At 40.4% G+C, this 26,474-nt stretch carries 26 protein-coding genes and 1 pseudogene; 20 read left to right on the top strand and 7 right to left on the bottom strand.

The window, feature by feature from the left end; genetic code table 11:
• Positions 1-241: 241 nt before the first annotated feature.
• The 3 genes from AC0YN6_RS20400 to pckA all read left to right on the top strand — a co-directional run bounded on the left by AC0YN6_RS20400 (position 242) and on the right by pckA (position 4,798).
• Complete coding sequence (locus tag AC0YN6_RS20400) at positions 242-1,507, top strand: cation:dicarboxylate symporter family transporter (RefSeq protein WP_475749072.1); 1,266 nt, start codon at positions 242-244, stop codon at positions 1,505-1,507.
• Positions 1,508-1,531: 24 nt separating this feature from the next.
• Positions 1,532-2,956: an aspartate ammonia-lyase gene (gene aspA / locus AC0YN6_RS20405; protein WP_475749073.1), complete on the top strand. Its 1,425-nt coding sequence runs from the start codon at positions 1,532-1,534 to the stop codon at positions 2,954-2,956.
• A gap of 270 nt (positions 2,957-3,226) precedes the next feature.
• Positions 3,227-4,798 carry a phosphoenolpyruvate carboxykinase (ATP) gene (pckA, locus tag AC0YN6_RS20410; RefSeq protein WP_475749074.1) on the top strand — a complete coding sequence of 524 codons (1,572 nt, stop codon included), beginning with the start codon at positions 3,227-3,229 and terminating at the stop codon, positions 4,796-4,798.
• Between the two features lie 195 nt (positions 4,799-4,993).
• On the opposite strand, the gene AC0YN6_RS20415 is transcribed toward pckA, so the two are convergent.
• From AC0YN6_RS20415 to AC0YN6_RS20440, 6 genes are all read right to left on the bottom strand, one after another.
• Positions 4,994-5,119: a hypothetical protein gene (locus AC0YN6_RS20415; protein WP_475749075.1), complete on the bottom strand. Its 126-nt coding sequence runs from the start codon at positions 5,117-5,119 to the stop codon at positions 4,994-4,996.
• A 429-nt stretch (positions 5,120-5,548) separates the two neighbouring features.
• On the bottom strand, positions 5,549-6,658 hold the full coding sequence (locus AC0YN6_RS20420; protein ID WP_475749076.1) for a GerAB/ArcD/ProY family transporter: 1,110 nt from the start codon (positions 6,656-6,658) through the stop codon (positions 5,549-5,551).
• Between the two features lie 188 nt (positions 6,659-6,846).
• Entirely contained in the window at positions 6,847-7,080 is a 234-nt protein-coding gene (locus tag AC0YN6_RS20425; RefSeq protein WP_475749077.1) for a hypothetical protein, read from the bottom strand.
• A 6-nt stretch (positions 7,081-7,086) separates the two neighbouring features.
• Complete coding sequence (locus tag AC0YN6_RS20430) at positions 7,087-8,289, bottom strand: Ger(x)C family spore germination protein (RefSeq protein ID WP_475749078.1); 1,203 nt, start codon at positions 8,287-8,289, stop codon at positions 7,087-7,089.
• Positions 8,290-8,319: 30 nt separating this feature from the next.
• Positions 8,320-9,894, bottom strand: a complete 1,575-nt coding sequence (locus tag AC0YN6_RS20435; protein WP_475749079.1) for a spore germination protein — start codon at positions 9,892-9,894, stop codon at positions 8,320-8,322.
• Between the two features lie 65 nt (positions 9,895-9,959).
• The gene (locus tag AC0YN6_RS20440) at positions 9,960-10,316 is read right to left on the bottom strand and encodes a hypothetical protein (protein WP_475749081.1); all 357 of its coding nucleotides are present in this window, start codon (positions 10,314-10,316) and stop codon (positions 9,960-9,962) included.
• A 657-nt stretch (positions 10,317-10,973) separates the two neighbouring features.
• Here AC0YN6_RS20440 and AC0YN6_RS20445 point away from each other — a divergent pair.
• The 12 genes and pseudogenes from AC0YN6_RS20445 (at position 10,974) to AC0YN6_RS20500 (ending at position 20,824) form a co-directional block, all read left to right on the top strand.
• Complete coding sequence (locus tag AC0YN6_RS20445) at positions 10,974-11,945, top strand: hypothetical protein (protein ID WP_475749083.1); 972 nt, start codon at positions 10,974-10,976, stop codon at positions 11,943-11,945.
• Positions 11,946-11,993: 48 nt separating this feature from the next.
• Positions 11,994-13,007, top strand: a complete 1,014-nt coding sequence (locus tag AC0YN6_RS20450; protein ID WP_475749084.1) for an RES family NAD+ phosphorylase — start codon at positions 11,994-11,996, stop codon at positions 13,005-13,007.
• A 123-nt stretch (positions 13,008-13,130) separates the two neighbouring features.
• Positions 13,131-13,262: a hypothetical protein gene (locus AC0YN6_RS20455; protein ID WP_475749086.1), complete on the top strand. Its 132-nt coding sequence runs from the start codon at positions 13,131-13,133 to the stop codon at positions 13,260-13,262.
• 345 nt (positions 13,263-13,607) lie between these two features.
• Positions 13,608-14,828: an AlbA family DNA-binding domain-containing protein gene (locus AC0YN6_RS20460; protein WP_475749088.1), complete on the top strand. Its 1,221-nt coding sequence runs from the start codon at positions 13,608-13,610 to the stop codon at positions 14,826-14,828.
• Positions 14,829-15,084: 256 nt separating this feature from the next.
• Positions 15,085-15,693 (top strand): hypothetical protein, encoded by a 609-nt coding sequence (locus AC0YN6_RS20465; RefSeq protein WP_475749089.1) that lies wholly within the window; start codon positions 15,085-15,087, stop codon positions 15,691-15,693.
• Positions 15,694-15,816: 123 nt separating this feature from the next.
• The gene (locus tag AC0YN6_RS20470) at positions 15,817-16,035 is read left to right on the top strand and encodes a hypothetical protein (RefSeq protein WP_475749091.1); all 219 of its coding nucleotides are present in this window, start codon (positions 15,817-15,819) and stop codon (positions 16,033-16,035) included.
• A 203-nt stretch (positions 16,036-16,238) separates the two neighbouring features.
• A pseudogene (locus AC0YN6_RS20475) lies at positions 16,239-16,466 on the top strand (GmrSD restriction endonuclease domain-containing protein); the annotation flags it as partial.
• A 243-nt stretch (positions 16,467-16,709) separates the two neighbouring features.
• Positions 16,710-16,994, top strand: a complete 285-nt coding sequence (locus tag AC0YN6_RS20480; RefSeq protein ID WP_475749093.1) for a hypothetical protein — start codon at positions 16,710-16,712, stop codon at positions 16,992-16,994.
• Between the two features lie 468 nt (positions 16,995-17,462).
• Positions 17,463-17,711 carry an HAD family hydrolase gene (locus AC0YN6_RS20485; RefSeq protein ID WP_475749196.1) on the top strand — a complete coding sequence of 83 codons (249 nt, stop codon included), beginning with the start codon at positions 17,463-17,465 and terminating at the stop codon, positions 17,709-17,711.
• A 51-nt stretch (positions 17,712-17,762) separates the two neighbouring features.
• On the top strand, positions 17,763-18,914 hold the full coding sequence (locus tag AC0YN6_RS20490; RefSeq protein ID WP_475749095.1) for a DNA cytosine methyltransferase: 1,152 nt from the start codon (positions 17,763-17,765) through the stop codon (positions 18,912-18,914).
• Positions 18,892-19,980 (top strand): restriction endonuclease, encoded by a 1,089-nt coding sequence (locus tag AC0YN6_RS20495; RefSeq protein ID WP_475749097.1) that lies wholly within the window; start codon positions 18,892-18,894, stop codon positions 19,978-19,980. Before AC0YN6_RS20490 ends, AC0YN6_RS20495 begins: the two co-directional genes overlap by 23 nt.
• 4 nt (positions 19,981-19,984) lie before the next feature.
• Complete coding sequence (locus AC0YN6_RS20500) at positions 19,985-20,824, top strand: SEC-C domain-containing protein (RefSeq protein WP_475749099.1); 840 nt, start codon at positions 19,985-19,987, stop codon at positions 20,822-20,824.
• Positions 20,825-21,051: 227 nt separating this feature from the next.
• On the opposite strand, the gene AC0YN6_RS20505 is transcribed toward AC0YN6_RS20500, so the two are convergent.
• Positions 21,052-21,483 (bottom strand): very short patch repair endonuclease, encoded by a 432-nt coding sequence (locus tag AC0YN6_RS20505; protein WP_475749102.1) that lies wholly within the window; start codon positions 21,481-21,483, stop codon positions 21,052-21,054.
• A gap of 504 nt (positions 21,484-21,987) precedes the next feature.
• Between AC0YN6_RS20505 and AC0YN6_RS20510 the strand changes: the two genes are divergently transcribed.
• The 5 genes from AC0YN6_RS20510 to AC0YN6_RS20530 all read left to right on the top strand — a co-directional run bounded on the left by AC0YN6_RS20510 (position 21,988) and on the right by AC0YN6_RS20530 (position 26,471).
• Entirely contained in the window at positions 21,988-22,842 is an 855-nt protein-coding gene (locus tag AC0YN6_RS20510; protein WP_475749104.1) for a hypothetical protein, read from the top strand.
• Between the two features lie 89 nt (positions 22,843-22,931).
• Entirely contained in the window at positions 22,932-23,492 is a 561-nt protein-coding gene (locus tag AC0YN6_RS20515) for a hypothetical protein (protein WP_475749106.1), read from the top strand.
• 129 nt (positions 23,493-23,621) lie between these two features.
• Complete coding sequence (locus AC0YN6_RS20520; RefSeq protein ID WP_475749107.1) at positions 23,622-23,849, top strand: DUF2188 domain-containing protein; 228 nt, start codon at positions 23,622-23,624, stop codon at positions 23,847-23,849.
• Positions 23,850-23,967: 118 nt separating this feature from the next.
• Complete coding sequence (locus tag AC0YN6_RS20525) at positions 23,968-24,960, top strand: hypothetical protein (RefSeq protein ID WP_475749109.1); 993 nt, start codon at positions 23,968-23,970, stop codon at positions 24,958-24,960.
• The gene (locus AC0YN6_RS20530) at positions 24,957-26,471 is read left to right on the top strand and encodes a DISARM anti-phage system protein DrmE domain-containing protein (RefSeq protein ID WP_475749111.1); all 1,515 of its coding nucleotides are present in this window, start codon (positions 24,957-24,959) and stop codon (positions 26,469-26,471) included. Before AC0YN6_RS20525 ends, AC0YN6_RS20530 begins: the two co-directional genes overlap by 4 nt.
• Positions 26,472-26,474 lie beyond the last annotated feature (3 nt).

Below are 26,474 nucleotides of genomic sequence, written 5' to 3' on the forward strand. Positions count from 1 at the left end.
GACTTTCGACATCATTTGTATTATTGCTCCATTTATTGCCCCATGGTCATAGATACTCCTTCTTGTTTATTATCCCAAAAACGAAATGAATAATTCGACGAAGGATGGACTAAAATAATTTTTTATCAACATGTAGATTCATATAGATTGCTGTAGATTCCCCATACAATAAACTCATTCAAGACATTTTAACTTATAAACAAAAGAAAGCGCTTTATATTTATAAAAAAGGAGAGTTATTATGAAAAAATTTGGTTTGGCTTTTCAAATCTTGTTTGGACTATTATTAGGGGTTATTGTCGGGGCCATTTTTTATGGTAACCCAACCATAGAAAGTTATTTGAAACCGGTGGGAGACATTTTCATTCGTTTGATTAAAATGATTGTCGTTCCCATAGTCGTTTCCTCTCTTATTGTCGGAGTAGCGGGAGTAGGAGATATTAAAAAGCTTGGAAGACTTGGAGGGAAAACTCTTTTATATTTTGAAATCGTGACGACGATTGCTATTATTTTCGGCTTGGTCATAGCGAATATCTTTCAGCCTGGAGCCGGAATTAATATGGCTGGACTAGCTAAGTCAGATATTACGAAATATGTCGAAGCGACGGAAAAAGTGACGAGTCACAGCTTTGCCGACACATTTGTCAATATCGTTCCGAAGAACATTTTTGAATCATTAGTAGCCGGTGACATGCTTTCCATCATTTTCTTCTCAGTATTGTTTGGTTTAGGCGTTGCTGCGATTGGCGATAAAGGAAAGCCGGTTTTATCTTTTTTCCAGGGCGTTGCCGAATCGATGTTCTGGGTGACGAACCAAATTATGAAATTTGCGCCGATCGGTGTATTCGGATTGATTGGTGTAACCGTATCCAAATTCGGTGTCGGCTCTTTGATTCCTTTGGGGAAATTGGTGTTTGCCGTGTATATCGGCATGTTCCTGTTTGTAGTTATCGTGCTTGGTTTGATTGCTAAGCTTTGCGGTACAAGCCTTATGGCAATTGTTCGCATATTAAAAGACGAACTCATTCTGGCTTTCTCTACAGCAAGCTCCGAAACGGCACTTCCAAAGATGATGGAAAAAATGGAGAAGTTCGGCGTACCGAAGGCAATCACGTCATTTGTCGTCCCTACGGGATATTCGTTTAATTTGGACGGATCCACGTTATATCAAGCGATAGCCGCATTATTTATTGCACAAATGTATGGGATCCATATGTCGATTAGCTCTCAAATCATGTTGATGCTTGTCTTGATGCTCACTTCAAAGGGAATTGCTGGCGTGCCAGGCGCTTCGTTTGTCGTCCTGCTTGCCACACTCGGATCTGTCGGGATTCCGCTTGAAGGTCTAGCTTTTATCGCAGGTATTGATCGTATCCTGGATATGGCCCGGACAGTAGTCAATGTCATAGGCAATTCTATTGCCGCGGTGGTCATGGCTAAATGGGAAGGCCAGTACGACAAGGACAAAGGAAAGAAATATTTAGAGTCCGTCAAGAAGGCTGCGTAAGAGAATAACGAGGAGGAAACAACCATGAAAACAACTGAGCAAAGGGTGGAAAAAGATTTTCTTGGCTCTAAGGAAGTGCCGTCCGACGCCTATTATGGCATTCAAACACTGCGCGCAGTAGAAAATTTCCCAATTACCGGCTATCGTATTCATGAAGAATTGATACTTGCGATGGCAACCGTTAAACATGCGGCTGCTGCAGCGAATATGGAAATTAGGCAGTTGAATCCGCAGATTGGACAGGCAGTTGTGCAAGCGGCACGGGAAATTATGGACGGTAAATGGCATGATCAATTTATCGTCGATCCGATACAAGGCGGAGCAGGAACGTCCATCAACATGAATACCAATGAGGTCATCGCAAACCGGGCGATCGAGATTCTCGGGGGATTCAAAGGCGATTATTTTAAAGTAAGTCCCAATTCGCATGTGAATATGTCCCAATCGACCAACGATGCTTTTCCGACGGCGATTCATATTGCAACACTTTCTTTAATTGAGAAGCTGCTAGTGACGATGGAGGAGATGCTCACAGCATTTCGTAAAAAAGCCGTGCAATTCGACGGGGTTATCAAAATGGGGCGGACGCATCTTCAGGATGGCGTGCCGATCCGACTAGGGCAGGAATTTGAGGCCTACAGCAGAGTACTCGAGCGCGATATCAAGCGGATAAAACAAACTCGCGGCCATATGTACGAAGTCAACATGGGTGCAACAGCCGTAGGAACCGGCCTGAATGCCGATCCCCGCTACATTAAGCGGGTTGTGGAATTGCTTGCTGAGCTCAGCGGGCTGCCGCTTACCAATACGGATCACCTGGTGGACGCAACTCAAAATACAGATGCCTATACCGAAGTGTCAGCCGCATTGAAAGTTTGCATGATCAACATGTCTAAGATTGCCAACGACTTACGATTGCTCGCCTCCGGACCGCGTGCTGGGCTCGGGGAGCTGAATCTGCCTGCACGGCAACCCGGTTCGTCCATCATGCCAGGAAAGGTCAATCCGGTCATGGCTGAGGTAGTCAATCAGGTAGCGTTCCAGGTCATCGGGAATGACCATACGATTTGTCTTGCCTCCGAAGCGGGGCAGCTCGAGCTTAATGTGATGGAGCCAGTGCTCGTGTTCAATTTGCTTCAATCTCTCAGTATGATGAATCAAGCCTTCAAAGTTTTCCGTGTACATTGTTTGGAAGAAATCGAAGCGAACGTAGAGCGCTGCAAAGAGTATGTCGAGAAAAGTGTTGGGGTCATTACCGCGCTCAACCCGCATCTGGGTTATGAAGTCGTAGCAAGGATCGCTCGTGAAGCGATTCTAACGGGACAACCAGTTCGGGAGCTATGCCTTTTATATAATGTTTTAACGGAAGAGGAACTCCAAATTATTCTTGATCCATATGAAATGACGAACCCAGGTATCGCAGGAGCGGAGCTATTGGGTGAGCACTAAAGAGGAACATGCAGAAACCGTTTCACAAATGTAAAGGGAGAGTGTAAAAACAATTTGATCGGTGCTGGATGATCAGATTAAGGTATTAGCCTGGCATGACAATGAAAGGGCTTACACTAGTCGTGTCGTCGGAGTCGTACAGCTAATGAAAGAAAGAGTGGATCATGTATGGAAAGCACCTCTCTTAGCGTAGAATAGGCGTGACTACTTATGACTCGGACTGTAAAGAACAGCAATGTTTGGATAACACCACGAAGGGAATTGATAAGTATGGAAGCCAAGTTGCAGCAGTTGAAAATAGGTATGGTAAATAATAATTTGCCCGTGTCTCAGCTGGTCGAAATTGCATTAGAACGGAAGGAAGGGGTTCTTGCTTCCTCAGGAGCCTTACAAGTAAACACAGGGAAATATACCGGGCGTTCCCCAAAAGATAAGTTCATTGTCCAAGAACCTTCCGTAATGGATCACATAGATTGGGGGGCTGTGAATCAACCTATCTCACCGCTTCAGTTCGAGCAGCTTTACCAAAAAGCGCAAGAATATATGTCGGATAAGGATTTGTTTGTATTCGAAGGCTATGCCGGGGCGGATTCGGAGTATCGGTTACCCATTCGCATCGTGAATGAATATGCGTGGCATAATTTATTTGTCCGGCAGCTTTTTGTTCGTCCGACACAGGAAGAATTGCAAACTCATACTGCGGAGTTCACCGTGATCGCACTGCCGGGCTTAAAAGCTGATCCGGAAGTGGACGGTACGCGCTCTGAAACGTTTATCTGCCTTTCCTTTGAAAGGAAATTGGTTCTCATCGGAGGGACCGAGTATGCAGGAGAGATGAAAAAATCGATTTTTAGCGTTCTGAATTATTTACTTCCTTTCCGGGACGTTTTTCCGATGCATTGTTCAGCTAATGTGGGCGAGAAAGACGATGTTGCTTTATTCTTCGGGTTATCCGGAACAGGAAAAACGACGCTTTCCGCTGATGCAAGCCGCCGCTTGATTGGGGACGATGAACATGGTTGGACCGATCAAGGGGTCTATAACTTTGAAGGCGGATGTTATGCCAAGTGTGCCAATCTATCCGAAGAAAGGGAACCTCAAATTTGGCAGGCTATTCGTTATGGCTCGGTTTTAGAAAATGTCGTTCTGGATCCAGAGACAGGCAGAGCAGATTATAACGATACTCAGACGACAGAAAATACGCGAGCCGCTTATCCAATCGACGTAATTCCTGGTGCAGTCATCCCAGGGAAGGCGGGTCATCCGAACGTCATCATTTTCTTAACAGCTGATGCTTTCGGCGTGCTGCCTCCTATTTCGAAGCTGACGAAGGAACAGGCGATGTATCACTTTTTGTCAGGGTATACTTCGAAGTTGGCAGGCACCGAAAGAGGAGTAACGGAACCGGAGGCGACATTTTCCACCTGCTTTGGGGCGCCTTTCCTTCCGCTCCATCCAACTGTGTACGCAAGACTATTGGGAGATAAAATTGAGGAGCACCAAGTTAAAGTGTATTTGGTTAATACTGGGTGGTCCGGCGGTCCCTACGGTGTAGGAAAGAGGATGAACTTAACTTTCACCCGTGCGATGGTAACCGCTGCTTTGAATGGAAGTATCGAGCAAGCGACGTTTACGGCCGATCCGATCTTTGGTGTGCTCTGTCCAGATTTCGTAGAGGGTGTTCCAAGCAATGTTCTTGTTCCCCGACATACTTGGCAGGATCAAGATGCGTATAAAAAGGCCGCTTTGGATTTGGCTGAACGGTTTACTCGCAATTTTGATAAATTTTCCAATATGGAAAAAGAAATTATTACTGCTGGTCCAATTAAGGGAAAACAATAGTTGAACAAATGAAGAGCTGCCGCGTGGTCAATGTCATTTAGTTTAGCTCTAAGAGAAGAACAGTAATAAAAATGAAATCCGAAGCGGCATGGGAAAAGTCCTGTGCCGTTTGTTTTTTGGGGAAAGCAAAGAAAAAGCGCATAGCAAACAAAGCGGATGGAGTGTCCGCTTTAAAAAATGTTCATGTGAAACGAATTATGCTACTCTATAGACGAAGCTCACGACTGATTTCCAGCGGATTTTGCACGTATTCTGCTGCCCTTTGCGAACGGGTCGAATCGGCAAAATATTTTTGCGAATCAGTGCTTCAACATTAGGCAAGGGTTCATCACCTTTTGAGCGCAGAAAATGTCTACAAACGTGAACGGCGACCGTGAAATTAACTTGGTATTGGTGCCGTTTATCCATTTGGGAAATGACGACGTGCGAGGTCATCAAGCAGAAAGCTGTAAATATGTACCTTAAGCAAGGGTCGGGGTATAAAACATTACTAAGGAACAGGCGGCAATCTCACCCTTCGTCAGAAGCAGGCGGGAGACCGAGCACTCGGATTCGCTGCATTAATTTTTCTCATGGGTAACATGATGGCCATATAGAAAAATAAAGAGTTTATTCTGAACGGAATCCAGAAAGATGCTTCTAATGGTGAAGAATATAACCAACAACATAAATGGTTTTGATGATATTTTTCCGTTTTCGAGCATAATTCTACCCCTACTTAGCAATCCCAAATGATGACGAGGTCAGGTGTCATTTGGATAGCGGAACTCCAAATATTTTTCGAATTTTAGCTGTACAAAGCAATAGTAAAGGCAATACGAACCCATAAGTTGAAGCATAGAACAACCAAGTATTTTTATTAAAGTCTGCAACAGCTTGAACGTTCGGAAAAACAATAAGTGATAATACAATCATTATCATTCCTAAAGGTGCAATAAGCGGGCGGTAATTTTTTATTTCAAATAGATTTGCAAACACAACAACCGATACTTGAAAGTACATCACTGCTCGAATGTAAGTTGTAATGACCCAAGCTAAAGCGATGATTGCTTCGATGCGCGTTAGGGAGTCCCCAATATTAATCTTTTTCGCAAGCGCAAAGCTTGGAGCGGCATTTCTCGCCACAATATCTGGACTAAGAACGAGAATATTCAGCAGGATAACGGTAATTAAAATGATTCCTCCTAGTAATGTACCGATGTAAAAGGCTTTTCCAGCTGCCTTGCGATGACTAACAAAAGAAGGGAAAATCATTAAAAACATGACAGGAGACAACGAAATTGTACTCACAAAAAAAAGTGAGGCCTGTATAACCGGTGTTATGCCATTTTCTAACACAGGCAGTATATTTTGCAGATCTACTTGAGGTGAAATAAAAACAATAAGCATAATAACCAGGAATAAAAAAAGGATGAATAACATTTCAGCCGAACGTGTAAATGTTTCAACGCCAAGACGGGCAGCTAGTATCACAATCATGGCAAACAGGGTATTTAATGCAACAAGTGGTGTTTCGGGCATCCAATAGGTTTTAATAAAATCGCCAACATAAAAAGTAACTTGTGCAGCACCCGATAACGCCCAGAAAAAGAAGGTAAAATTGATAAGCTTTCCAAGCCACTTTCCGAAAACTTTTTCAATAATCTGATCCAAAGTAAGATGGGGGAGCAAATAGCCAACTTTAATATATAACCATACAAGCATCAACCCAACCCCGGTACCGAGTATGGCTGCAAGCCACGCATCTTGCTTTGCAAAATTAGCTAAGGGTGCTGGAGTATGCAAAATAACCGTGCCAACGGAATACAGAAGGACGAGGATCATAAACTGACGCGCTGATATTTTAAAGTTTTCAGGCATGTTAATCCTCCTTTATCCCGTGGTTCTTCCTTTTTTTGTATTATTGCCACACCTAACAACAATAGCGGTAGTGATGGAGTACGATATGTTGAAGATTTCAGGCCATTAATCCGCCGTTATTCCGTGATTTTTCCACAAGCAAAGTCAACGTCATGTCAAAAGAGGCCCTATATTTTTAGTTTTTCTCCTTATTTTAAGGCGCTTTCCAATAAATCACTAAACGGTCGGTATAAGACGGTCAACCAGTCGAGGGGGTTCGGAATCTCAACATGTAAACTCAACGAGATGCTTAAGCCGATTCCTATTACGAGCAAAGCTGAAAATACCCACAGTTCCTTAATTAACCGCCTTCTGAATAGCGCAGGGGCTTCGAATATGAAGATGGCGGCGGCTGCCGCGAGGATTCCTAAAATCGCCCACATGCCCCATTACTCCTTCATGTTCTGCAGGAAAGAATTAGATACGGTCCCCAAACGTCGGGTCTTTACATCCACCATCACATGAACCTGCAGATCGTCGGTAAAATACTGGTCCCAATCTTTTTTCAACTTCACCCATGCCTTGGGATCGGCACGATGAATAGCTTCACCGAATCCGAAAATGTCGACTTTATACTGCTTTTGTACAGTTTCGATCGTGTGTTTGACAAATTTCTCAATTTTTTGATTCGCTCTCTTATCCAACTCGGCAATCGTCTCCTTCTTCGTTAAGTCGACATTGCATTCCACATCCAGCACATTTTGTTCGATTCGAATATGGATATCAATTTTGGGATGGCCGTTTTCTACTTTTCCTTTCACTTTTGTTTCCGAGCGGAGTACCTCGTTCGATATTTTACCTCCACCGGGACATGTCAGAACACCGATGGTACGTTCCACTTTATTCCTGATATAGCTGTACCCTTTGCTTTCCTTTTCGTTAAGCCAGCCAAGTAGTTTATCTTTTTTAAACACTGCGATTCCCGTGTATTGCAAATTAGCTGGAGAATCGATTTTTTCCAGATTTTTATTGCTCGCGCCTTGTTTAGGGTCACCTTTAATCTGGATGGTGCTCAATACCGGATGTTTTCCTTCACTAATGAGATCAGACACCAACTCATCCAAATGGGTGGTAACGGTCGGTGCCCACGTTTTATTAGAGACCTCAAGCGATTTAAACATTTTATTCGCCGGGATTTTTTCCAAGGGGGTTAAGAACCCCAATACTTCTCTTGCTGTCGTTCCCTTCGATACAGCAATGTAAAAGTCCGTTCGGAACTCGTGGTACCTCGAAAGGAAGTCAAGCGTATCGCGGATGCCTTCCTCCGCCAACTTTTCCCCTAAAATAAGCATCCGAGTATGTGAAAAATAGAGTTGCCTTGGGGCAACCGATGCCATCCTTCTGAGGGCCTCAGACACCGTTTCTCCTCTCGCATCATACATCACGGACGGCGTTCGACCACTGCTGTGTTTCTTTGAGGATACTTCACTCGGATCGATGACTTGGACGGAGACCTCATATTTACCACCCACTTTATCAATGCCGATAGCTCCCACAATGGCGAGATCATTGAGCTCACGGCGACTCCAGCATCCGGTCACAAACATCAGCAGGATAAGAACAAAAGATAACAAGAACGCGTTTCGTTTCACGGTACAACTCCTTCTTATAACATTCGACCCTCATTCTCGCGGTTTTGGTTTCGGAGGTGGAGGGTTTTTTCCGCGATTCACATTCGTCTGATTGATGAGACGAGGGCGGGAAAATAGGGCCCACCTTGGCAACCGGATAACAGCATCCTTTTGATCAACAGGTATCATCGGAGCAAAAGGACTCATATAGGGAACCCCAAACGTGCGAAGACTGCACAGATGGAGCACAATCGCAATGATTCCGATAATAATCCCAAACAACCCAAATGAAGCGGCAAGCGCCATCATCGGGAACCGAAGAATGCGGAAGGCGTTAGACATGCTGTAGGAAGGAAATACAAAGCTGCTAATGGCCGTTATAGCGACAACGATGACCATCGCAGCCGATACAATTCCCGCCTCTACGGCCGCCTGGCCAATGACCAAAGTTCCGACGATCGATACCGCAGGACCAATCGTTCTTGGCATGCGAAGACCGGCTTCCCGTAAGACCTCGAAGGCCAGTTCCATGATCAGCGCCTCGATGAAGGCGGGAAAGGGAACACCTTCCCGCTGTGCCGCCAAACTGAGCAACAGAGGCGTAGGCAGCATTTCCTGATGAAACGTCGTAATCGCGACATATAGTGAAGGAGCCAGTAACGAGATCATGATACCGACGTAGCGAAGGATTCGAACAAGGCTGCTGATATCCGCACGCTGGTAATAATCTTCCGCGGCCTGTAAGAAGGAAATAAACAAAGCCGGGACGACTAGAACGAATGGGGTTCCATCTACCAGAATAGCGACTTTTCCTTCCAACAGTTCAGCTGCAATGACATCCGGGCGTTCCGTATTGTAAACGGTCGGAAAAGGAGTGAATGTTTCGTCTTGAATCAATTCTTCGATATAGCCGCTTTCCAGGATACTATCGATGTCGATCCGGTCCAAACGCGTGCGAACTTCTTCGACTACGCCTTCACTCGCTATTCCTTTGATGAACATTATTGCTACATCGGTTTTGGTCACCCGTCCGATTTGTTTGGTTTCTAACCACAGATTAGGGTCTTTAATTTTGCGCCTAAGCAAGGCGGTATTCGTGCGCAGCGTTTCGGAGAACGCTTCGCGCGGTCCGCGAATGACGGATTCGGTCGAAGGTTCGGTTACCCCGCGGTCTTGCCAGTCCTGTGTACTGGCCGCTACTCCTATCGCATGCCCGTCCAGCAGGAAGACGACCTCTCCGGACAAAATCGAATGGCATAACGTATCAAAATCAGTAACTTCTTTGGTATCGCCGATCGTGAGAGCGTGGTTCTTCAAAACTTGTATGGCTTCCGGGGGCGATGAAAGCTGTTGCGAAGCACCAGTAATATCCAGCATCACCGATTCCATTATAAAATCGTTGATTCCTTTTTTATCCGCCAAGCCATCGGCGTAAAATACCCCCAACAGCTGATTTCCGGATTTCATGTGAACCTCGCGGACGATGATATCCGTACTGCTACCGAAAGTATCATGCACCTTTTGTATGTTTATTTTAAGGCTTGATTGCAGTGGCTCTTTCTCATTTGTCTTCTTTGTTACAGCGTTTTTCGCAGACAATGGCTTCAAAGATTTAGAAAATTTCATGATCGTACTCCTCGGCTATTATTGGTGTCCAGTAATCCATTGTTGCAGGGAGCGTTTTAGACTTTTTAAGGTAGCCACTTCTTACGATTAAGATCTTCGTTGATCATTTGTTCCGCTATCCAGTGCTGCACATTATACAATCGATGATCGAAAGCCATTTGAAAGAATCCAGTCAGTTGATATTGGGAAAAATGTGCTTTTTTCAAGTTGGTAAGCGCTTCTTGATATGAAGAAAAGCCAATCTTTTGAAAAAGAAACCACTCAAACGTCAGTTTAATATGTTCAGGATTCTTCCAATAGTTCATCGTGACATTAGAAAATTCCCAAGGTTGAAAATAACCGGGATACGCTGCGTTTATGACATGATAAGGTGAATCTCCAAACGTACCCGAAATACCACCCAGTCCTCCTTGGGATACCATTTAAAGCGCGCATTATTCGGCTGTACCAATGATTTGGAGAAACCGTCTCGTTTTTCTTCACATGTCCGCGACCAAATTTTCTTCATCAAATCAATTCCAGTTATCGCCAAAGATAATATCTTATATTCGCTAGTGCGGAAAATAGCGTACGAAATACGCGTTTATCTAAATGAGCGAGTGAAAACCCCTTCTGACATTTTCACTAAAGTGAGTCGTACTAATGGACGGCTATTAAAAAGGTTTAACGTAAGCAATCGAACGGGCTCAGGAAAGCACTAAGAATATATGGTATCGTAGGGCACTTTTCTTGTGCTCAGGTGGAGCCACAGATAGCTATTGCAGATCGAAAATACCGATTGAAGAATGTATTTAACAGAATGCACAAAAGGTTAAATTGGAGAAAACGCATGCTGATAGCTGAAAAATGGCTTCTAGCAATGCGTTTTTTGTTTATTTTTGGTTTCATTAAAACTTGTACTTAACATTTTGAATCTATTGTATAATTTAGCTAAACATTTCAGGTGGGAGGAGGGTTATCCCTGAGACCATCTCAAGGTGCGAATACCGTTCAGCCAATCCGTGACGAAAGCGTCAAAATGCAGAAAAAGGCGATGACGAACAAAAATAATGAGGCCTTGAGTAAGGGGAAAGATCCGTATGATCAAGGGTTTGACCATATTTGATAGTTATTCGCAACAGGAGAACAATGCGACAAAAGCGTTGATCGATGTACTTCGACACTCTGATGCTAAACTGACTGAGTTATTTATTACACGTTGTTTAGGTATATCAGGACTCATAGCGGGCTCACGGTCATATGAATTGCAAATCGGGAAGCGTTTATCTTCCCCAACAGGATTAGGGTACGTCATCGCAATATGCGATCATTCGATGCTTCAAAAAAGAGTTGATACGAGGAAGATAAGAGATTCAATCGCAGATGCACTCATTCAGATGGGGAATGCCACAATACTCGTCGAATCGAAAGTAGAAGATTCTCGAATAGATGAGCAACAGATTAGTGATCACCAACGCTTATTTGCAATGGGTGAAAACATTCAGCCTACTATATATATTTCATGGCAAGAGGTTCATAAATTTTTCGAGGAAGTAGCTCAGCATACGGGATATACACTGAACGAGTTAACGAACTTTTTAGTCAATCAGTATTTGTCGTACTGCGAGAATATGGGCTTTATCTATCAAAAGAAAATTAGCTACATCCTAACGAATTTCATTAATCAACCACATGTGCAAAGAGTGATCATGGAAGCCCACGAATATTTAATGAGCTTAGATCATGTAGATTACAATAAAGATATAAAAAATTGTTTAGGGTATGTGTTAATGAAAAAGAATGATGGGGGCCGTACACAGAAATTCTTCAGTTCATCTACAGAAAACGGAGGAATTTATATTTTGCATTTACTTTCTGAAGGTAGTAAGTATATATATGGTTCAAAAAAAATTCAATATGAAGCCAACTATCTATTTCCAGGCAATGAGGAGAATATTAGGAATAATCATTCAAAAGAGGTCCATATAAGTATGCGATTAGTTGACTCATTTGAAAAACTAAAGCAATTTATTGATATCGCATACGATGATAGAAAGATTAAGCATTTTTAGGTTTATCTAAGTTTCTAGAATACACATATAGATAGGTGATATAGCCCTATGCAAGTAGAAAAGACGACGGATGAACTGGATGATCGGTTTGAAGAGATGTCTATGCTCTTTTATATGGAGTTGGAATCGTGGTTTAATACAAGTACCTTTTATTGCGAGGGTTGTGCAGAGGATTTTATTCGAGCATGGCCCGGGATTTATAACCGGGATCTGGACTTTCAACGAAATACCATTGGTTTGGATAGCTTCTATGAAGGGACGTATTTAAGGGACTCTTTCACTAAAGAGGAATTTCGTTACCTCGTTCAACAAATGAATTGCCCTCATTGTGGGGGGCCCGTTACAGCGTACATCGTCCCTTATGAGTTACATTTTGATTTGCCCGATCGTTTTGAAACCTATGCAGAGGAAATCGCTGCACTTGCTCAGCGGACGCCCTTTTTACTATTGAGCCATCCGTTTGCTCAGACCGTGTTCGATGAAATCCACCGACTCTCAAAACATGTCCCGTCAACAAGTGGCCTCCCATCTCCAATGTTCAGAGCTCGAAAATACGATCCGAATCATAGCTTTTCCAGAGCCGATTTCATGGCGCCCAGAAGGGGAATCATTACCGAGGGGAGGTATAACCATGCCGGAAATCAGGTCTATTATTTAGCCGAAGACCCCTTGACGTGCTTTTATGAAACTCGAATGCCAGATGAGGGAATTATGCTCGGAAGTATCGAAGTGTCCGTCCCACTGAAGGTTCTCGATTTGATGGATGAAAAATTAGAAGAGAATAGCATTTTTCAAGCCATCCAGTGGTCTTCCTTGCTCAGTTCTCCGGCAGAAGGGGAGGGGTGGCATAAGCCTCATTATGTTTTCACACGATTCGTGGCAGACGTCGCACGTTCAGCAGGCTACGATGCTATCCGGTACCCCAGTGTTCGGTTTAATAAAGGATTCAATTATGTCTTTCTGGATTTTGAAAAAGTGAAGCAGTGGATTTCCGTCTTGGACTTCCGGTACATCTCAAAGGAAGAAATTTTGGAGCAGATGAGAAGGGATCGGGGCTTCTAAGCCTTATGACCCTTGCTCGGTAAGTTATCTTTTCTAAATTTTCTACTATAAGGGGTACCGCCATGGAGGTACCCCTTAAACTACCTAGGTGTTGACCCTGGGGACAGGGAATCTGGGTGGGACATGCGCGCTATCTGGGCTCTGCAAAAGGACGCGGAGCGTGAGGAAAGCACTCGTGATCAACTAAGAGGCATTCTTGAAGAGAACGGTTGGTATGACTACTATCGTGGGCTTGTCCGAAACCCGCTTGTCTAGAAACAAAAAAAGCCGTAATCCCAAACTGGGAAACGGCTTTTTTGCGTGGTACATACCTTTTATATTGACATCGAGGAAATGAGCATTTTTCTGTCGTTGGCCAAACCCAGACAGACAAAAAAATTGCGAAAGTATAATTGGATGCGAAGGCGACCTGTGAATAAAGGACATGTTTCACAATACACTCTACAAATACTGACATCATTGCGCTACCACCGTGTGAAAGAAGAAATAAGCTGTTCGCAGTTCTTAAATCTCAACATTGGATATGTATGTTATTATTTAGTGAGTTGAATAGCTTCTGCCTTATTTGGGGAAGGAGCAATTTTAGGGAGGCTGAGTAACTTGTCACTTATAGGTAAGCCAATAGATCAAATAACTGAAACAGACCTCGAACAGCTAGTCAACGATCAGGTTCAAGAAAGTCGATTTCTTGATTACAAAGAACAGTTGCCTGGAAATACAGGAGATGATAAACGAGAATTTTTGTATGATATTACTGCGTTTGCTAACTCCGGTGGTGGTGAGTTGATTTACGGAATATCGGAGGTGCGGCTTAACAATCAACCTACGGGAAGACCTTTTGAGCTAGTAGGCGTCACTATAGACAACACGGATACTCTAATTAGGCAGAAAGAAGAGTTAATTAGATCAAATGTTCAACCTCGTATATTTGGCATACAAATAAGAGCAATTTCACTAAGGTCGGGACAATATGTATTACTGATAAGAATACCTAATAGTCTTAACTTTCCGCATATGGTTAACATGAGTGGAACGCAAAGATTTTACACGAGAAATTCAGCAGGTAAACACCCGATGGATATTACTGAAATTCGCTCGTCCATTCTTTCTTCTGCTGGTATCTCAGAAAAGGTACGGGATTTACGACTTTCCCGTATTTCGAGAATAAAAAATAACGCTGGATTCATAGAATTGAAAAACAGTAATCATGTACTTGCAGTTCATTTGGTTCCATTTAGTTCATTTGGTGATGAAATACTGGATGTTTCATCTTTTAACAATCACAGTTCAAACCTATGGGCCTTTTTCACTACAGGGCTTGACTATAAATATAATTTCGACGGATATATAACTTTTGCAAAATGGCCTGGAGATACTCTTCCGCATACATACGTTCAATTGACAAAACAGGGCGTAATTGAAGCAGTTGAGTCTGGCGGTATCCTGCGTGAAGAAGAGGATGGAAGGCGGAGCATACCTTCTGAGTACATCGAAGAGGAAATTATAAAAAATGTTTTTAAATACTTACGTGCTTTATCGAACTTAGGGGTAAGACTTCCTATTGTTTTTATGATAAGCTTGCTTGGTATTAAAGGGTTCAAACTTGGAATTGATCAGAGATTTTTTGGACATGAATACAATTTGATCGAAAAACAAGATTTATTGTTACCTGAAATTGTCCTAGAATCGTATCCGGTAGATCCTTCTGATCTAGCAAAAAAACTTAAACCTGCATTCGATACACTGTGGAATGCCGCTGGGTTCTCATCATCACTTAACTACAACGCAAATGGCGAATGGGTAGGACAAGCGAGACGATAATTCAAAACTTAGCATCATTTCGAGCTAAACTCCAACCGGAGGCCTGAGTATAGGGTCAAAACAGACTGAAAATATCAAATTAAAAACTAAGATCAAGGGTTTAAGCCAACTTCCAATGAGGGTTGGCTTTTATTATTTAATGTATCCTTGAAGAGCATCTTGAAGATTGACGCGAGAAATAATACATGGTAAAGTTTTATTATGAACCTCTTCAAGATACTCTTGAAGAATTATTCGAATGAGGGAGCGATTTGTGATGGAGTTGTTTCAGTGCAAGACTCGTCCATTAAATGTAGAGGATAAGTTTAGTGAGTTTTTAAGTGGAGGCTTTGTTGCGATTGGTTATCCTAAACTAGGTGACTTAGCTGGTCTTAACAAACAAGATATTCGTGAACGATTAGAGCGTGTCTATCATGAAGATCCAGCACAAACCCGTTATCATCTGGGAATGGTTAACGCCTTTTGTAATACAATGTCACCCGGAGATATTGTATTAATCGAGGATCGGAACAACGGAAACGTTCATGTAGGGGTGTTGGGGGTATATTGCTTTAAGGAAGAGTTTGATGATATAGGCTTATCTCATCAGCGTCCTGTTGATTGGAAGGCAGTTATTCCTCGGAGTGAACTAATACCAGAGTTAAAGGAGTTCATCCGAAACCGACCTATTGTCACACAGTTTAAGCATCCAATCGAAGTCGCAAAACTTGAAAGGTACATTAACCAACAATTAGTCACTACTAGCACCGAAACCAATGATTTACTAAGTAAGGCTATATCGATACTCGCCGAAGAAATGGAATCAAAGGACGTAGAGCGTAAAACGCGGGCAGCGATAGCTTTTTTACATTATTATAAGAGCTAGTGGTTGTGATGTGTGATGGAATACAGTTTTTGGTTATTTCCGTTCATCGCCGATCAGGCTAGATGGCAAACGATACCCGATGTCCGGGGTAGTCGATAATTTATTTTTCGAGGAGGTTTTGACATGGCTTACGTTATCACGAAATACCGTCATCTTATTCCGGATAAGGTTTATCAGGTGGAGAATTCAGAAGGTGATGTTTTCACATTTCACTATCGCGGCTTTCATTACTGTAAGGAATGGTATGAGGATGCTTTGATTTTTTGGGAGCCAGGAACAACAAATAAGATTGCAGGCTGGCCAGCTTGTGAGTTTGTAAGTGCTCAATTAGCTGAAAGTTAGTGAATCTTTTATGCTGGATGCTCCGGTTCTAAAAGCCTATTAGTTCGATCGGGGGCCAGAGCCCCCAACAACGATATTAAATCACAAACCGTATCACAAGTGATGGTAAAGCAGATTGTAGAATGCCAGTATTATGTTGCGTTTAAGATTAGCCGGGAACCCTACCATAAGAAACTGCGAATTTTTTTGGCGAAAACGATCAAGAAATGGAGAAATGGACTCATAGATTAGCTAATTTGGTGCGTATTAATAAAAAGAAAAACTCAAAATTGAACAACTCAGATTTTAATGATAAAAAAACTAAGTATTTAGAAAGTCGTATAGATATCTTCCATGGAAGTAAAATATTCATTCAACAAAGTAACGAATGGAATGTGAATGTGCTTACAATACGTCAAACTGAAATATTAAATAAGTTAGTGACTGTCTAATCATTAAATTGATTAAACCGATTATCAATTGTCTAATGCACTGCTGAGAAGATTTAAAGTGCATTTTGTTTTTACCCTGAAAAGCGGACTGGAGATTGAGGAAGCACTTGTTTTATGCTTCTCTAACTTTACAGACTTTACTGGACAAACTGTCTTAGAAAGATTTATAAGTAGGAATAGACTTAGAATAAGAAGGATTCACCATAGTCCAGGCCAATACATAGTAAAAGGAGAATGGGGCTTATGTTAGACAGATCATTCATTAGCATTGAGACAATGATGGAGCATAAAGAGTTGATTAAACGTACCGTAATTGAATTCGGTCAACGATTACAGCGTTTAAATCCAGATGAAGCTTCTATAGAGCAGTTTAATGGGGTAGTTAATGATACTATTGGGGAATTGGAATTGGATCTCCATGATGCACAGATAGCTCAAGCTTTTTTTGATACATACATAGGATTGCTGCAGACAAACCGTGAAGCCGCAACAGAGTTCGTGAGAAGCTTTTTACAAGAAGCGCATTAAGGCCTCTGCTCTTTGTAACCATAGCCTTAAGTTCCAGCAGTCATCTCTCAATCCCCATTTAATACCGAGTGGTGTTTGGATTCGAAGAAGCTCTTTAACGAATGAAATAACTAATTAAATTTCAGAAAAGTAAATGAATAAATGCAGCTGGAGTGATTGTTTATGGTTTCATTTTTTCAAAATCGAGAACAAGATTATATGGAATGGTGTGACGAACATAAAGAAGGATTTGTATTTAATCTGCCTTCGGCATTTAACAGCTCATCGTTACATTGGCACTTACAATACACGCTACCCAAAGTACTGCTCAGAATAACATGAAGGAATTATCTGACAAATCCGATGAGGTCCGCAAACCGTATGGTTGGAGACATTGTGTAGGCTTTCCAAATTTAATGAATATGCTTACAGAGCTAAGGCACAGCTGGTTATGGACAATTCCAGTATGATAATTTTAAATCACTGGATATCAGTCATTTATTCGATGAAGTACTTATATCGGAATGGGAAGGATTGCGTAAGCCTGACCCAGCAATTTTTATTAGAGCATTGTCTAAACTCGGAGTGGAAGCAAGCGAAGCTCTTTTTGTAGGGGACCATCCTGAAAACGATATAAGAGCGAGTCGAGCTGTTTCGTTGGCTAGCTTCTGCTGGTCAACGCTTTTTTATTTTGTTATGATTAAATGTCTAGGAAGCAGGAAAATGCGAACTAAATAGTGAACATTAATTCGATATGTCGAAATTTGATTCGAGGTAGGGTAAACAACAATGAATAATGCACCAACCATCTTTTCATTTTTTTCTGGCGCAGGTTTTTTGGATTTGGGCTTCGAAAAAACTGGATTTAATGTTGCTTTTGTTAATGAGTATCATCGTCCTTTCTTGGAGACATATATGCACTCACGCAGAGTTATGGGTATCACGGAGCCAGAGTATGGATATCATTTGTGTGACATTACTGAATTTGAGCAAGAAGTTGAAAGTGAGTCTCTTTCAAGACTTATTAATAAAACAAAAAATGAAAAACGTTTAGTTGGATTCATTGGCGGTCCTCCTTGTCCTGATTTTTCTGTTGCTGGAAAAAATAAAGGTCATGAAGGTGAAAACGGCAAGTTGTCTGCAACATATGTAGATTTAATTTGCAAGCAAAAGCCTGATTTCTTCTTGTTTGAGAATGTAAAAGGGCTTTGGCGAACTGCCAAACATCGCGCTTTTTATGAACAGATAAAAACCAAATTGCATGGATGTGGGTATTTAACCACTGAACGATTGATTAATTCAATTGAATATGGCGCACCACAACAGCGTGAACGAATCATATTAATTGGATTCCAAGAAAGTATATTAAATAATTTGGGGATTGAGCTTGAAGAAAACCAATCTCTAACAGACATATTCCCTTGGGAAGAGCATTTGAAATATCGCTTTGAAGATATTAATGCAATGCCATGGTCTGGAATGGATCCGTTCGTTGAAGATGGAGAGCGAGAAAAGCCAGAAGGTATTAGTGAAGATTTGACGGTTGATTATTGGTTCAAAAAAAATAATGTAGAAAACCATCCCAATGCTCATCAATACTTTACACCAAGAGCAGGATTGGCGAAGTTCTTGGTCATTCCAGAAGGTGATGATTCTAAAAAGTCATACAAGCGTCTACATCGATGGAGACCATCTCCAACAGTGGCGTATGGCAATAATGAAGTTCATCTGCACCCATATAAAGCTCGCCGCTTATCAGTTGCAGAAGCATTAGCATTGCAAAGCTTACCAAAGGAATATGAATTACCTCCAAACATCACGTTATCGAACGCATTCAAGACTGTGGGGAATGGTGTTCCTTTTGAAGCAGCCAAAGGAATTGCTGAAACTATCCTAGATTTTTTGAAGGTGGAACAGAATGAGCAAACTAACCGCAGCTAACCTTGTTCATGAAATTGGATTGTTACCAAAGAACAATATTTATAATTACGTTCACAGTAAAACTCCAACATTGATAAAAATTGTTAATGTGGTGAAGCCAGAAGGACCAATTGTTATTCAAAGAATTCGTCCTAATAAAGGTGAGACGTGGAGCAATGCAAAAGAAGAATCTATTTCTACTCAAATGATCTGGAGATTAGCTAATGCGCTTGCTCAAAATCATCCAATCAATGTAGATAGAATATTTGGTGGAAGCTACAACACACGTTCCGTGCTGGAAGCATTGTTGGCTCATACACCACAATTTTATTATTGTTATCCAGGTCGAATTGAGAGCATCAGTTCTAATAATAAAATTAAGCCAGGTCATAAGCACATCATGTGGTGTCCAGAAAATCCCCATGCTCCAAATGTGATGGTCAAAGCTGAAGTGGATATGGTCATCTCAGAAGTGCCTAATACTGAAATTGTCTATGATGCATTGGTTCTTCCAGACGAGATTCAAACGCCTGATTTAGACATTGAAATGAAACGTAGACATTGCCAAATGCAAATTGCTCTAATTGAAATTGGGCAACATTTGGGATTCAAAACTTGGGTTGCTCAGAACGATAAAGGCATTGTATATAAAAATCAAAAAATAGGTGAAATGGATGGAGTCATTGGTTCTTTGAGAAAAGAAGAAAATGTGATGGCTTCGTTTCATGATGCTCAAAAGGCTGCATTACTTATTGATTGCATTTGGTTTAAAAATGGCAAGTTGATGCCAGCTGTTATGGAAGTTGAACATAGCACAGGTGTCACCAGTGGCTTAACAAGAATGAAGGGTCTTCAAGATGCTCTTCCACCATTTCCAACACGTTATGTAATTATTGCGCCTGATGAAGATAGAGACAAAGTATTTAGAGAAGCATCACGTCCACAATTTCAATCATTGAACGCTAGATTTTTCTCATACAGCGCAGTCGAAGAGATGTATGCTCTGTTTAAGCGGCGCAAAATCAAAGGGATTACAGAAGAGTTTTTGGATAGTTATATGGAGCCTGTTCTGGCTCAATTGGCATAATACTATGAAGTTAAGACCAGATGAACCATGTCCATGTGGCAGCAATTTCTTATTAAAACAATGTTGTCTGCCTGATGAGTCACCTATAACTGAAAGAAATCAAGGGTACTCACAAATAACACTGATCTCTAGTTTAGTGGATGAGTACGGAAATCCAGTTACCCCTCTGTTCGGGATGAAAACGAATATTGAAATGAGAAAACCACAGCAGCTTTCTAATCAAATTTTGAATCTTATGAATTCTATTGTTCCACGAATTAATGAGATAAATATGATTTCTAATGAAAGTGCTAGGTATTTACATGACATTGATGATGCACTTCATGCTTGCCATTATCACAAGACACAATTCCTTTATAGGTTAAGATTGCTTTTTCAAGAAGAAGTATTAATGCATCGTCCAGTCAGAGGCAACGTTATTGTTGAACTGGACGATTTGCCTTTAAGATATGAGTTTGAAGCATTTGTGACTCGAATTAGAGTGACATTAGATGTAGTGGCAAAATTCATATCATCTATAATAGAGAATAAGAAAATCAAAACCAATGGGGATATGTATAAGTTTGTACAAAATCCTCAACATCAAAAAAACTTCTCTGAACTTTGTCGTATTTATCTCAATAATGAAAATTGGATTACTGACCTTAGAAAGATGCGAGATGCTGTTCAACATGATGGGGTGTTACCTGGATTTAAATCATTTGAATATGAAAAAGGATTGGCGAGTAATCCAAGCATTGATGGACTCTCGGCAAATCATGTTTGCTTTAAATATTGGAAACTGCTGTTAAGTATGATTGATGACATATTTAAATGCTTATGCAAATCAGAGGAGGGACATTGATTGTTTAATTGTACTTGTGGTGGAGTAATGCTTGTTAAAGAAATAGAACCGTATCCATTAAGATTATCATCATCAGAAAAATTAGAGTATGAACGTACATGTACAGTTGAATGTCCTGATTGTTATATTATATTAAAGGGTCAGAAATATGACTGAGACACTTTGTGGTTGAGATTAAATAATATAATGAAAAGCTAAATCCACTTAATAAGTGAGACTTAGCTTTTTTATTTTGATTTATAAAAATTCATTGTCGTTGTAATAAATTCAATCAGGCTATCAATAACATGGTTAAAGTTATTTTTAATGTCATGTTCCCATATCCGTAGGATACTCCAACTGCGCTCTTTATAATATTGAGTTATTTCTAAATCCCTTTGCTTATTTCGTCCAAATTTTGCAATCCAATAGTCAGAATTTGATTTTGGAATGTGTCCATGTATTTCGCACGAATGCCAAAAGCAGCTGTCAATGAAGATAACGATTTTATATTTTTTTATTGCAATATCGGGTTTGCCTTTTAAATCACGAACATTCCTTCTGAAACGGAATCCACGATTCCATAGTTCTTTTGAAACCTTATCTTCAATTTTTGTTCTTTTTGAACGTATAGCACTCATATTGCGGCTTCTGGCTTCTGGCGAGATTTTATCTGTCATTTATTTTCACCTCATGTTTAAATCTTAGGCAAATGTAGCTTGTTTTAAGCCCAAATTGTTATAATAAAAAATGTGATAGGTGTCAATCTATTAAGACCCAGTACCAAATGGATGAAATAAGAGCAGTTGAAATCAAAGATAGACTTCAGAACATGTACAAAACCGCGTGCGAAGTAGTTGTAATAACTGATGATATAAGATCTTCAACGGTGACATATGAAGAAATAACTGGTTCGCCTTTAAAACCACTATCACCTGGATTATATGAGCAATACAAGGACAATGTCAGATACATTGTAGTATCCTGGAGCAGTTTAACTGACCAGGCTGATCCAGCTACATACATTGTTGTAAGGAAATGGTATCCCAGGATCCGGACGCCCCATAAAAATTGATTTGAAAGAATATACTTTATTGCAAAAAAAGCGGATTAAATATAATGGTATTGATACCATAACAATTAGAAGTTTGGCTTTTATAATAATCTTTTGGATGTGAATATGTATGCTTGCACGGAAGGGGAATTTTGAAACTATAGAGGATGTGAATAACTGGATCAAGCAATGTGCCAGTATTATTAAATCACATCGGACTGACACAGTTAAGGTTGATTTAAGTCAATTAGGGTGGCTGTCCCCTGCAGGCTGTGCTGTACTAATATCAACTTTGGATTTCTTTAATCAGAATTTTCGCCTTGATATAGCTATCCCTGAAAACGTAGAAATTATCGGATACATGGAAAGAATGAACTTTTTTAAAGTATGTGGAAAGGAAATAAGTGATCAGTTTGAGAGTAAGACAGATATGGAGCGTTATTATAACCGAAATCGTAATAATAAAGAAAACAATTTGTTTGAAATAACTAAGTGTACCGATCCGGATGATGTAGATAATTTTTATAATTCAATAATAAAAATTCTCCGGGATAAGTCTTTACCACGGGACCGGGTATCTGATATTGCAAATATTTTTTCTGAACTTGGAAATAATGCACTGGAACATGCAGAGCGTTCACCTTATTCCTGTATACAACATTATGAAGCTTCAAATACTGTGAGTATAGCAATATGTGATACAGGCTTAGGAATATACAACAGTTTGAAACATACATTTTCACCTTTTTTAACTTCGCATTCAGTCATAAAAAATGCTATATTCACCACTGCTTCCTCGCGCGTGAATGAATATAGGGGAAAGGGCTTAATTGATGTTACATCGAGAGCGTATAATTTCAAAAATGTAAATTTTTATTTAAGGACACACAATTCGGCTTACATTATAAAAGAAGATAATCTTGTTCTAATATCACAGGATGAATTTTTTTACGGAACATATTTTTATTTAATAATTCAAGTATAGCTTCTATTGACATCGTGGGAATTGTGAAGTAATCTAAAAACAGATTTCGATTTCAAAAATAAAATTGAAATCTCAGAGAGCGGTGTTTTATGGTACGTATACATCTTTTAAGCCCAGAATACAACAAGCGAAACTTTTTACATCGGCCTTCATTACAACAATTGATTTCAAGAATAAAGTCGGAAATTTCTAATGCCTCCAAGGGTACTGTGTTCTTTTATGACATGAGCGAGGTCGATGGTATTAACGTATCGGGTGTTGATGAAATAATAGTAAAGGTTGTTTTATGGATGAGGGATAATGCTAAGACGCACGATAAGTATCTCTTTCTTGACAACTTGAACTTAGAATATGATCATGAATACAATATTGGGAGTTCTTTGGAAGGCCTCAAAGACTGCATCATGGCGAGGAAAGGTGCCGCCGGCCACTTGCTTCTCGGCCACTTAGGAAAAGTCCTTAAAGAGGTCTTGGATATCGTTTATGAAAAGAAAAAAATAACGGCAAGGCATCTGTCTGATGAGTATGGGAAAAAGTTAAACCTCGCTAGTACACAGCTGTCTGAATTATACAATCTTCGTTTAATTGCTCGTGATGAAGTTTTACTGGAAGAGGGTGGAAGGCAATATATATATAGAAGTCTTTTTTAAATGGGCTCAGAGAGCTCTTTTTAAAAAAAAGGTTTCAAAAATAAAATTGAAAACTCATGGGGCATAAAATGCTCCATTTAAAATAAAACGGTTTCAAAAATAAATTTGAAAACGAAAGGCGTGCTTAAAATGAATAAAAAAAATCAACATGTAACTCCTCATCCAAATGGAGGATGGCAGGTAAAAGGTGCAGGGAATTCTCGGGCAACGGTAAGATCAGAAACACAAACTGCAGCAATTACCAAGGCTACACAAGTTGCGAAAAATCAGCGTACTGAAGTGGTAATACATCGTCTAAATGGTCAAATCAGAGATAAAAACAGTTATGGGAATGATCCATTCCCACCACGCGGATAGGGATTTTAAAGAGACTTTCGATGGATCCTCTCGGTTCATGCTACAGGAGGAATGTGGGAATAGAGTATAGAATACCTATTAATAAATATGCTCATAAAGTACTAAAGGAAGATGATCAATGTCAATTAATAACAAGCGTTTTTTTTATAATTCGAACAATGACTGGGTACCAGTTCACGAGTGGTTTAATTTTTTTATTAAGACCGGTTTCTATTTTTCGACACAATCAGAACAAAATAGAAAATCAGTGATGAGTATTTCTGTTCCGGCTACACACTTTCTCCCGTCTTTACTTGCACTTGGTGTAATAGCTGGAATTATCGAGTCTGTTCCCCATGACAGTTTGCTTCATAACCACTTTTCAGCTCTTGTCCAGTTACAGGTGGGTACGCTGGTACGTTTCCGTGAGGGTGGCAGACAAAAAATAGCTACATTTATGGGTGTTAAAGTAATTAATGATGAAACCCGACTAATGATTCAGACACAAAACCCTCGTGCTGGTGGTTTAGTACACTATGTACCCAAAAAACGCGCATTTGAAATTAGTGTGAGTAATAATCAACATCTTCAAATACCAAACAATCAGGTCGGAAGAGCAGAAGATAAAGAGTCTGCTTTCTTAGATGTACTCTTTAATAAAATAGAATATAAGCAAGTATTTAGGTTTTCGGATCCAAAAGTATGCTTAATTGGTAATAAAGATACTTTGGAGGTCGAAACAAAGGAAACCCCATTTGCAGTAATATCTGGAGATGCTTATAAATCTGGTTACCTTAACGAAATACTGAAAATCCGACAGTTTCAGGGAGCAACTGATACTTACCAATCTGAAGTAGTTGCTTCACAGTCAAAAAATAGTGATGTAATCTTGCAGCCATGGACGGTAATTATATATTGCAGTGCGGTCAGCTACTTGAACTGGTCTCATAAATTTCCGGATAATAATTCTATCATTCTTCTTGATCGGTCGGAAACCCAATATCCATTGGCGGTTGAAGAAATAAATAATAGATATTTGGAGAACATGCATTGTTTGGAAACAGTACGACCGAATTTATCTGAGATACCTCAGGGGATTGAAATCTTAAATTGGAAGGAAGAACGACGATGAACAAACTAGAAACTATGAATAGTATGTTTGAATTATCACAACGTTACATGCTGAATTTTCATGAAATTTCGTCAAGTTCATTGTCTGTTTTTTCAGTCATGCTGTCGCAGTTTGAACGGATGTTAAATGAGGAAGCTAGGGGAGATGCATTTATCTGCGAACTTGTAAATGATTTAAGGAGATTCCGCTTTTATGTAACGGCAAGCCCTTTGCCTTTTATAAATTCGCAGGATCAGTTAGATCATTTAAAGTTGAGGCGACTTGTAAAACAATGTGGTTTATTGTTTCCAAATCTCAAAGAAGCTACGATAAAATTAGTTGATGCTGGTATTGCAGTCATTGAATCAGCTGAGAAACCAATTTTGGATTTTCTTAACGATCGGGTACAGGATGGCGTTTACACAGGATTAGTAGTAAAGGTGGCAAACAACGTAGACTTGGTTAGCCGGATAATACGAGAATCTCTGTCATCTTCTGTTACGGTTGTCAGTCCATTAGCCTTGAAGCAAGGCGCATTCTTTGAACAAATATTTATTGTCGGTCCACCGCATTGGTACCCGGAGTATTTGTACAATTGTCCCCGAGCTCGCTCAATTGATAGTGTTACTTATGCATGGCAACAATGGAGCCATAATAAAAGCCCCCATTTAAGTGGGGGGGAGTCCCGGTTATCTACTCTGTATGCCGGCTGTACAGTTACAGAACAAAAAAACATTACTAAGTCCACCAATAAAATAGCAATTGATCAAATAGATAAAAACTACTTGGTAATAGAAGAATCCCTTTTAAAAACATCTAGTAACCGTGAAAAGCCTAATCAAGTAGCAGCCACTTTGGTGGCATTAGCAGGTGGGAAGTGTATTTTTTTTGAAAAACACACTATTAGTAATATATGGGTTCTTGCCTTTAATCAGGAGGAGAAAGTTACACGACTCCCCGTACAACAACTGGATACGGAATGCTATTTACTTATTCGTACGGGTACTGAACGGGATGTGATACATCTCATTGCCGATAAACTATTGGGTGTGGAAGCTCCTTCTATTCGTAATAGACATAGTGAATGGAAAAAAGGTTTGCAGAAACTTGTTTATAAGTACGGTCACGATCGTGTTATTCGTGAGTTGCGGAAAAAAGGTTCATCTAGAGCAAACTACATAAACTTACGAAATTGGATGTCAGAGGACAATATCAAACCACGTGACCGTGAAGACTTCTCAGCAATTATCAATATATTAAAGTATGGCGAGCGTGAAATGAGCTTATGGAAAGAAGCGGAAATATTGGCGAAATGTCATCTTCAGGCAGGGACTGCCATCAGACAGCAGTTGTTGAAGGTTGTAAACCAGACAGATCTCTCTAAATTGGAACTTGAACATACTATGGTCTTTCCTTTACCAGGAGCTGAAGAGGCTAGTTTTACATCTTTTAAAGTGGAGTATATTTCTAAAAAAGATTTTTATGTAGAAGAACATAAAACTCGTATACTTTTAGATTTGGAAGGGGCGTAGGGA

Source organism: Paenibacillus sp. J22P15, from assembly GCF_056269345.1.

Bases quoted from the DNA above. Each gene is read 5' to 3' on its own strand.
- AC0YN6_RS20435 (WP_475749079.1), bottom strand. From the start codon at position 9,894: ATGAAATTTTCTAAATCTTTGAAGCCATTGTCTGCGAAAAACGCTGTA.
- AC0YN6_RS20450 (WP_475749084.1), top strand. From the start codon at position 11,994: ATGCAAGTAGAAAAGACGACGGATGAACTGGATGATCGGTTTGAAGAG.
- AC0YN6_RS20530 (WP_475749111.1), top strand. From the start codon at position 24,957: ATGAACAAACTAGAAACTATGAATAGTATGTTTGAATTATCACAACGT.
- AC0YN6_RS20470 (WP_475749091.1), top strand. From the start codon at position 15,817: ATGGCTTACGTTATCACGAAATACCGTCATCTTATTCCGGATAAGGTT.
- AC0YN6_RS20440 (WP_475749081.1), bottom strand. From the start codon at position 10,316: ATGGTATCCCAAGGAGGACTGGGTGGTATTTCGGGTACGTTTGGAGAT.
- AC0YN6_RS20520 (WP_475749107.1), top strand. From the start codon at position 23,622: ATGAATAAAAAAAATCAACATGTAACTCCTCATCCAAATGGAGGATGG.
- AC0YN6_RS20510 (WP_475749104.1), top strand. From the start codon at position 21,988: ATGCTTGCACGGAAGGGGAATTTTGAAACTATAGAGGATGTGAATAAC.
- AC0YN6_RS20505 (WP_475749102.1), bottom strand. From the start codon at position 21,483: ATGACAGATAAAATCTCGCCAGAAGCCAGAAGCCGCAATATGAGTGCT.
- pckA (WP_475749074.1), top strand. From the start codon at position 3,227: ATGGAAGCCAAGTTGCAGCAGTTGAAAATAGGTATGGTAAATAATAAT.
- AC0YN6_RS20455 (WP_475749086.1), top strand. From the start codon at position 13,131: ATGCGCGCTATCTGGGCTCTGCAAAAGGACGCGGAGCGTGAGGAAAGC.
- AC0YN6_RS20420 (WP_475749076.1), bottom strand. From the start codon at position 6,658: ATGCCTGAAAACTTTAAAATATCAGCGCGTCAGTTTATGATCCTCGTC.
- AC0YN6_RS20425 (WP_475749077.1), bottom strand. From the start codon at position 7,080: ATGTGGGCGATTTTAGGAATCCTCGCGGCAGCCGCCGCCATCTTCATA.
- AC0YN6_RS20465 (WP_475749089.1), top strand. From the start codon at position 15,085: ATGGAGTTGTTTCAGTGCAAGACTCGTCCATTAAATGTAGAGGATAAG.
- AC0YN6_RS20515 (WP_475749106.1), top strand. From the start codon at position 22,932: ATGGTACGTATACATCTTTTAAGCCCAGAATACAACAAGCGAAACTTT.
- AC0YN6_RS20480 (WP_475749093.1), top strand. From the start codon at position 16,710: ATGTTAGACAGATCATTCATTAGCATTGAGACAATGATGGAGCATAAA.
- AC0YN6_RS20525 (WP_475749109.1), top strand. From the start codon at position 23,968: ATGTCAATTAATAACAAGCGTTTTTTTTATAATTCGAACAATGACTGG.
- aspA (WP_475749073.1), top strand. From the start codon at position 1,532: ATGAAAACAACTGAGCAAAGGGTGGAAAAAGATTTTCTTGGCTCTAAG.
- AC0YN6_RS20400 (WP_475749072.1), top strand. From the start codon at position 242: ATGAAAAAATTTGGTTTGGCTTTTCAAATCTTGTTTGGACTATTATTA.
- AC0YN6_RS20500 (WP_475749099.1), top strand. From the start codon at position 19,985: ATGAAGTTAAGACCAGATGAACCATGTCCATGTGGCAGCAATTTCTTA.
- AC0YN6_RS20495 (WP_475749097.1), top strand. From the start codon at position 18,892: ATGAGCAAACTAACCGCAGCTAACCTTGTTCATGAAATTGGATTGTTA.
- AC0YN6_RS20445 (WP_475749083.1), top strand. From the start codon at position 10,974: ATGATCAAGGGTTTGACCATATTTGATAGTTATTCGCAACAGGAGAAC.
- AC0YN6_RS20490 (WP_475749095.1), top strand. From the start codon at position 17,763: ATGAATAATGCACCAACCATCTTTTCATTTTTTTCTGGCGCAGGTTTT.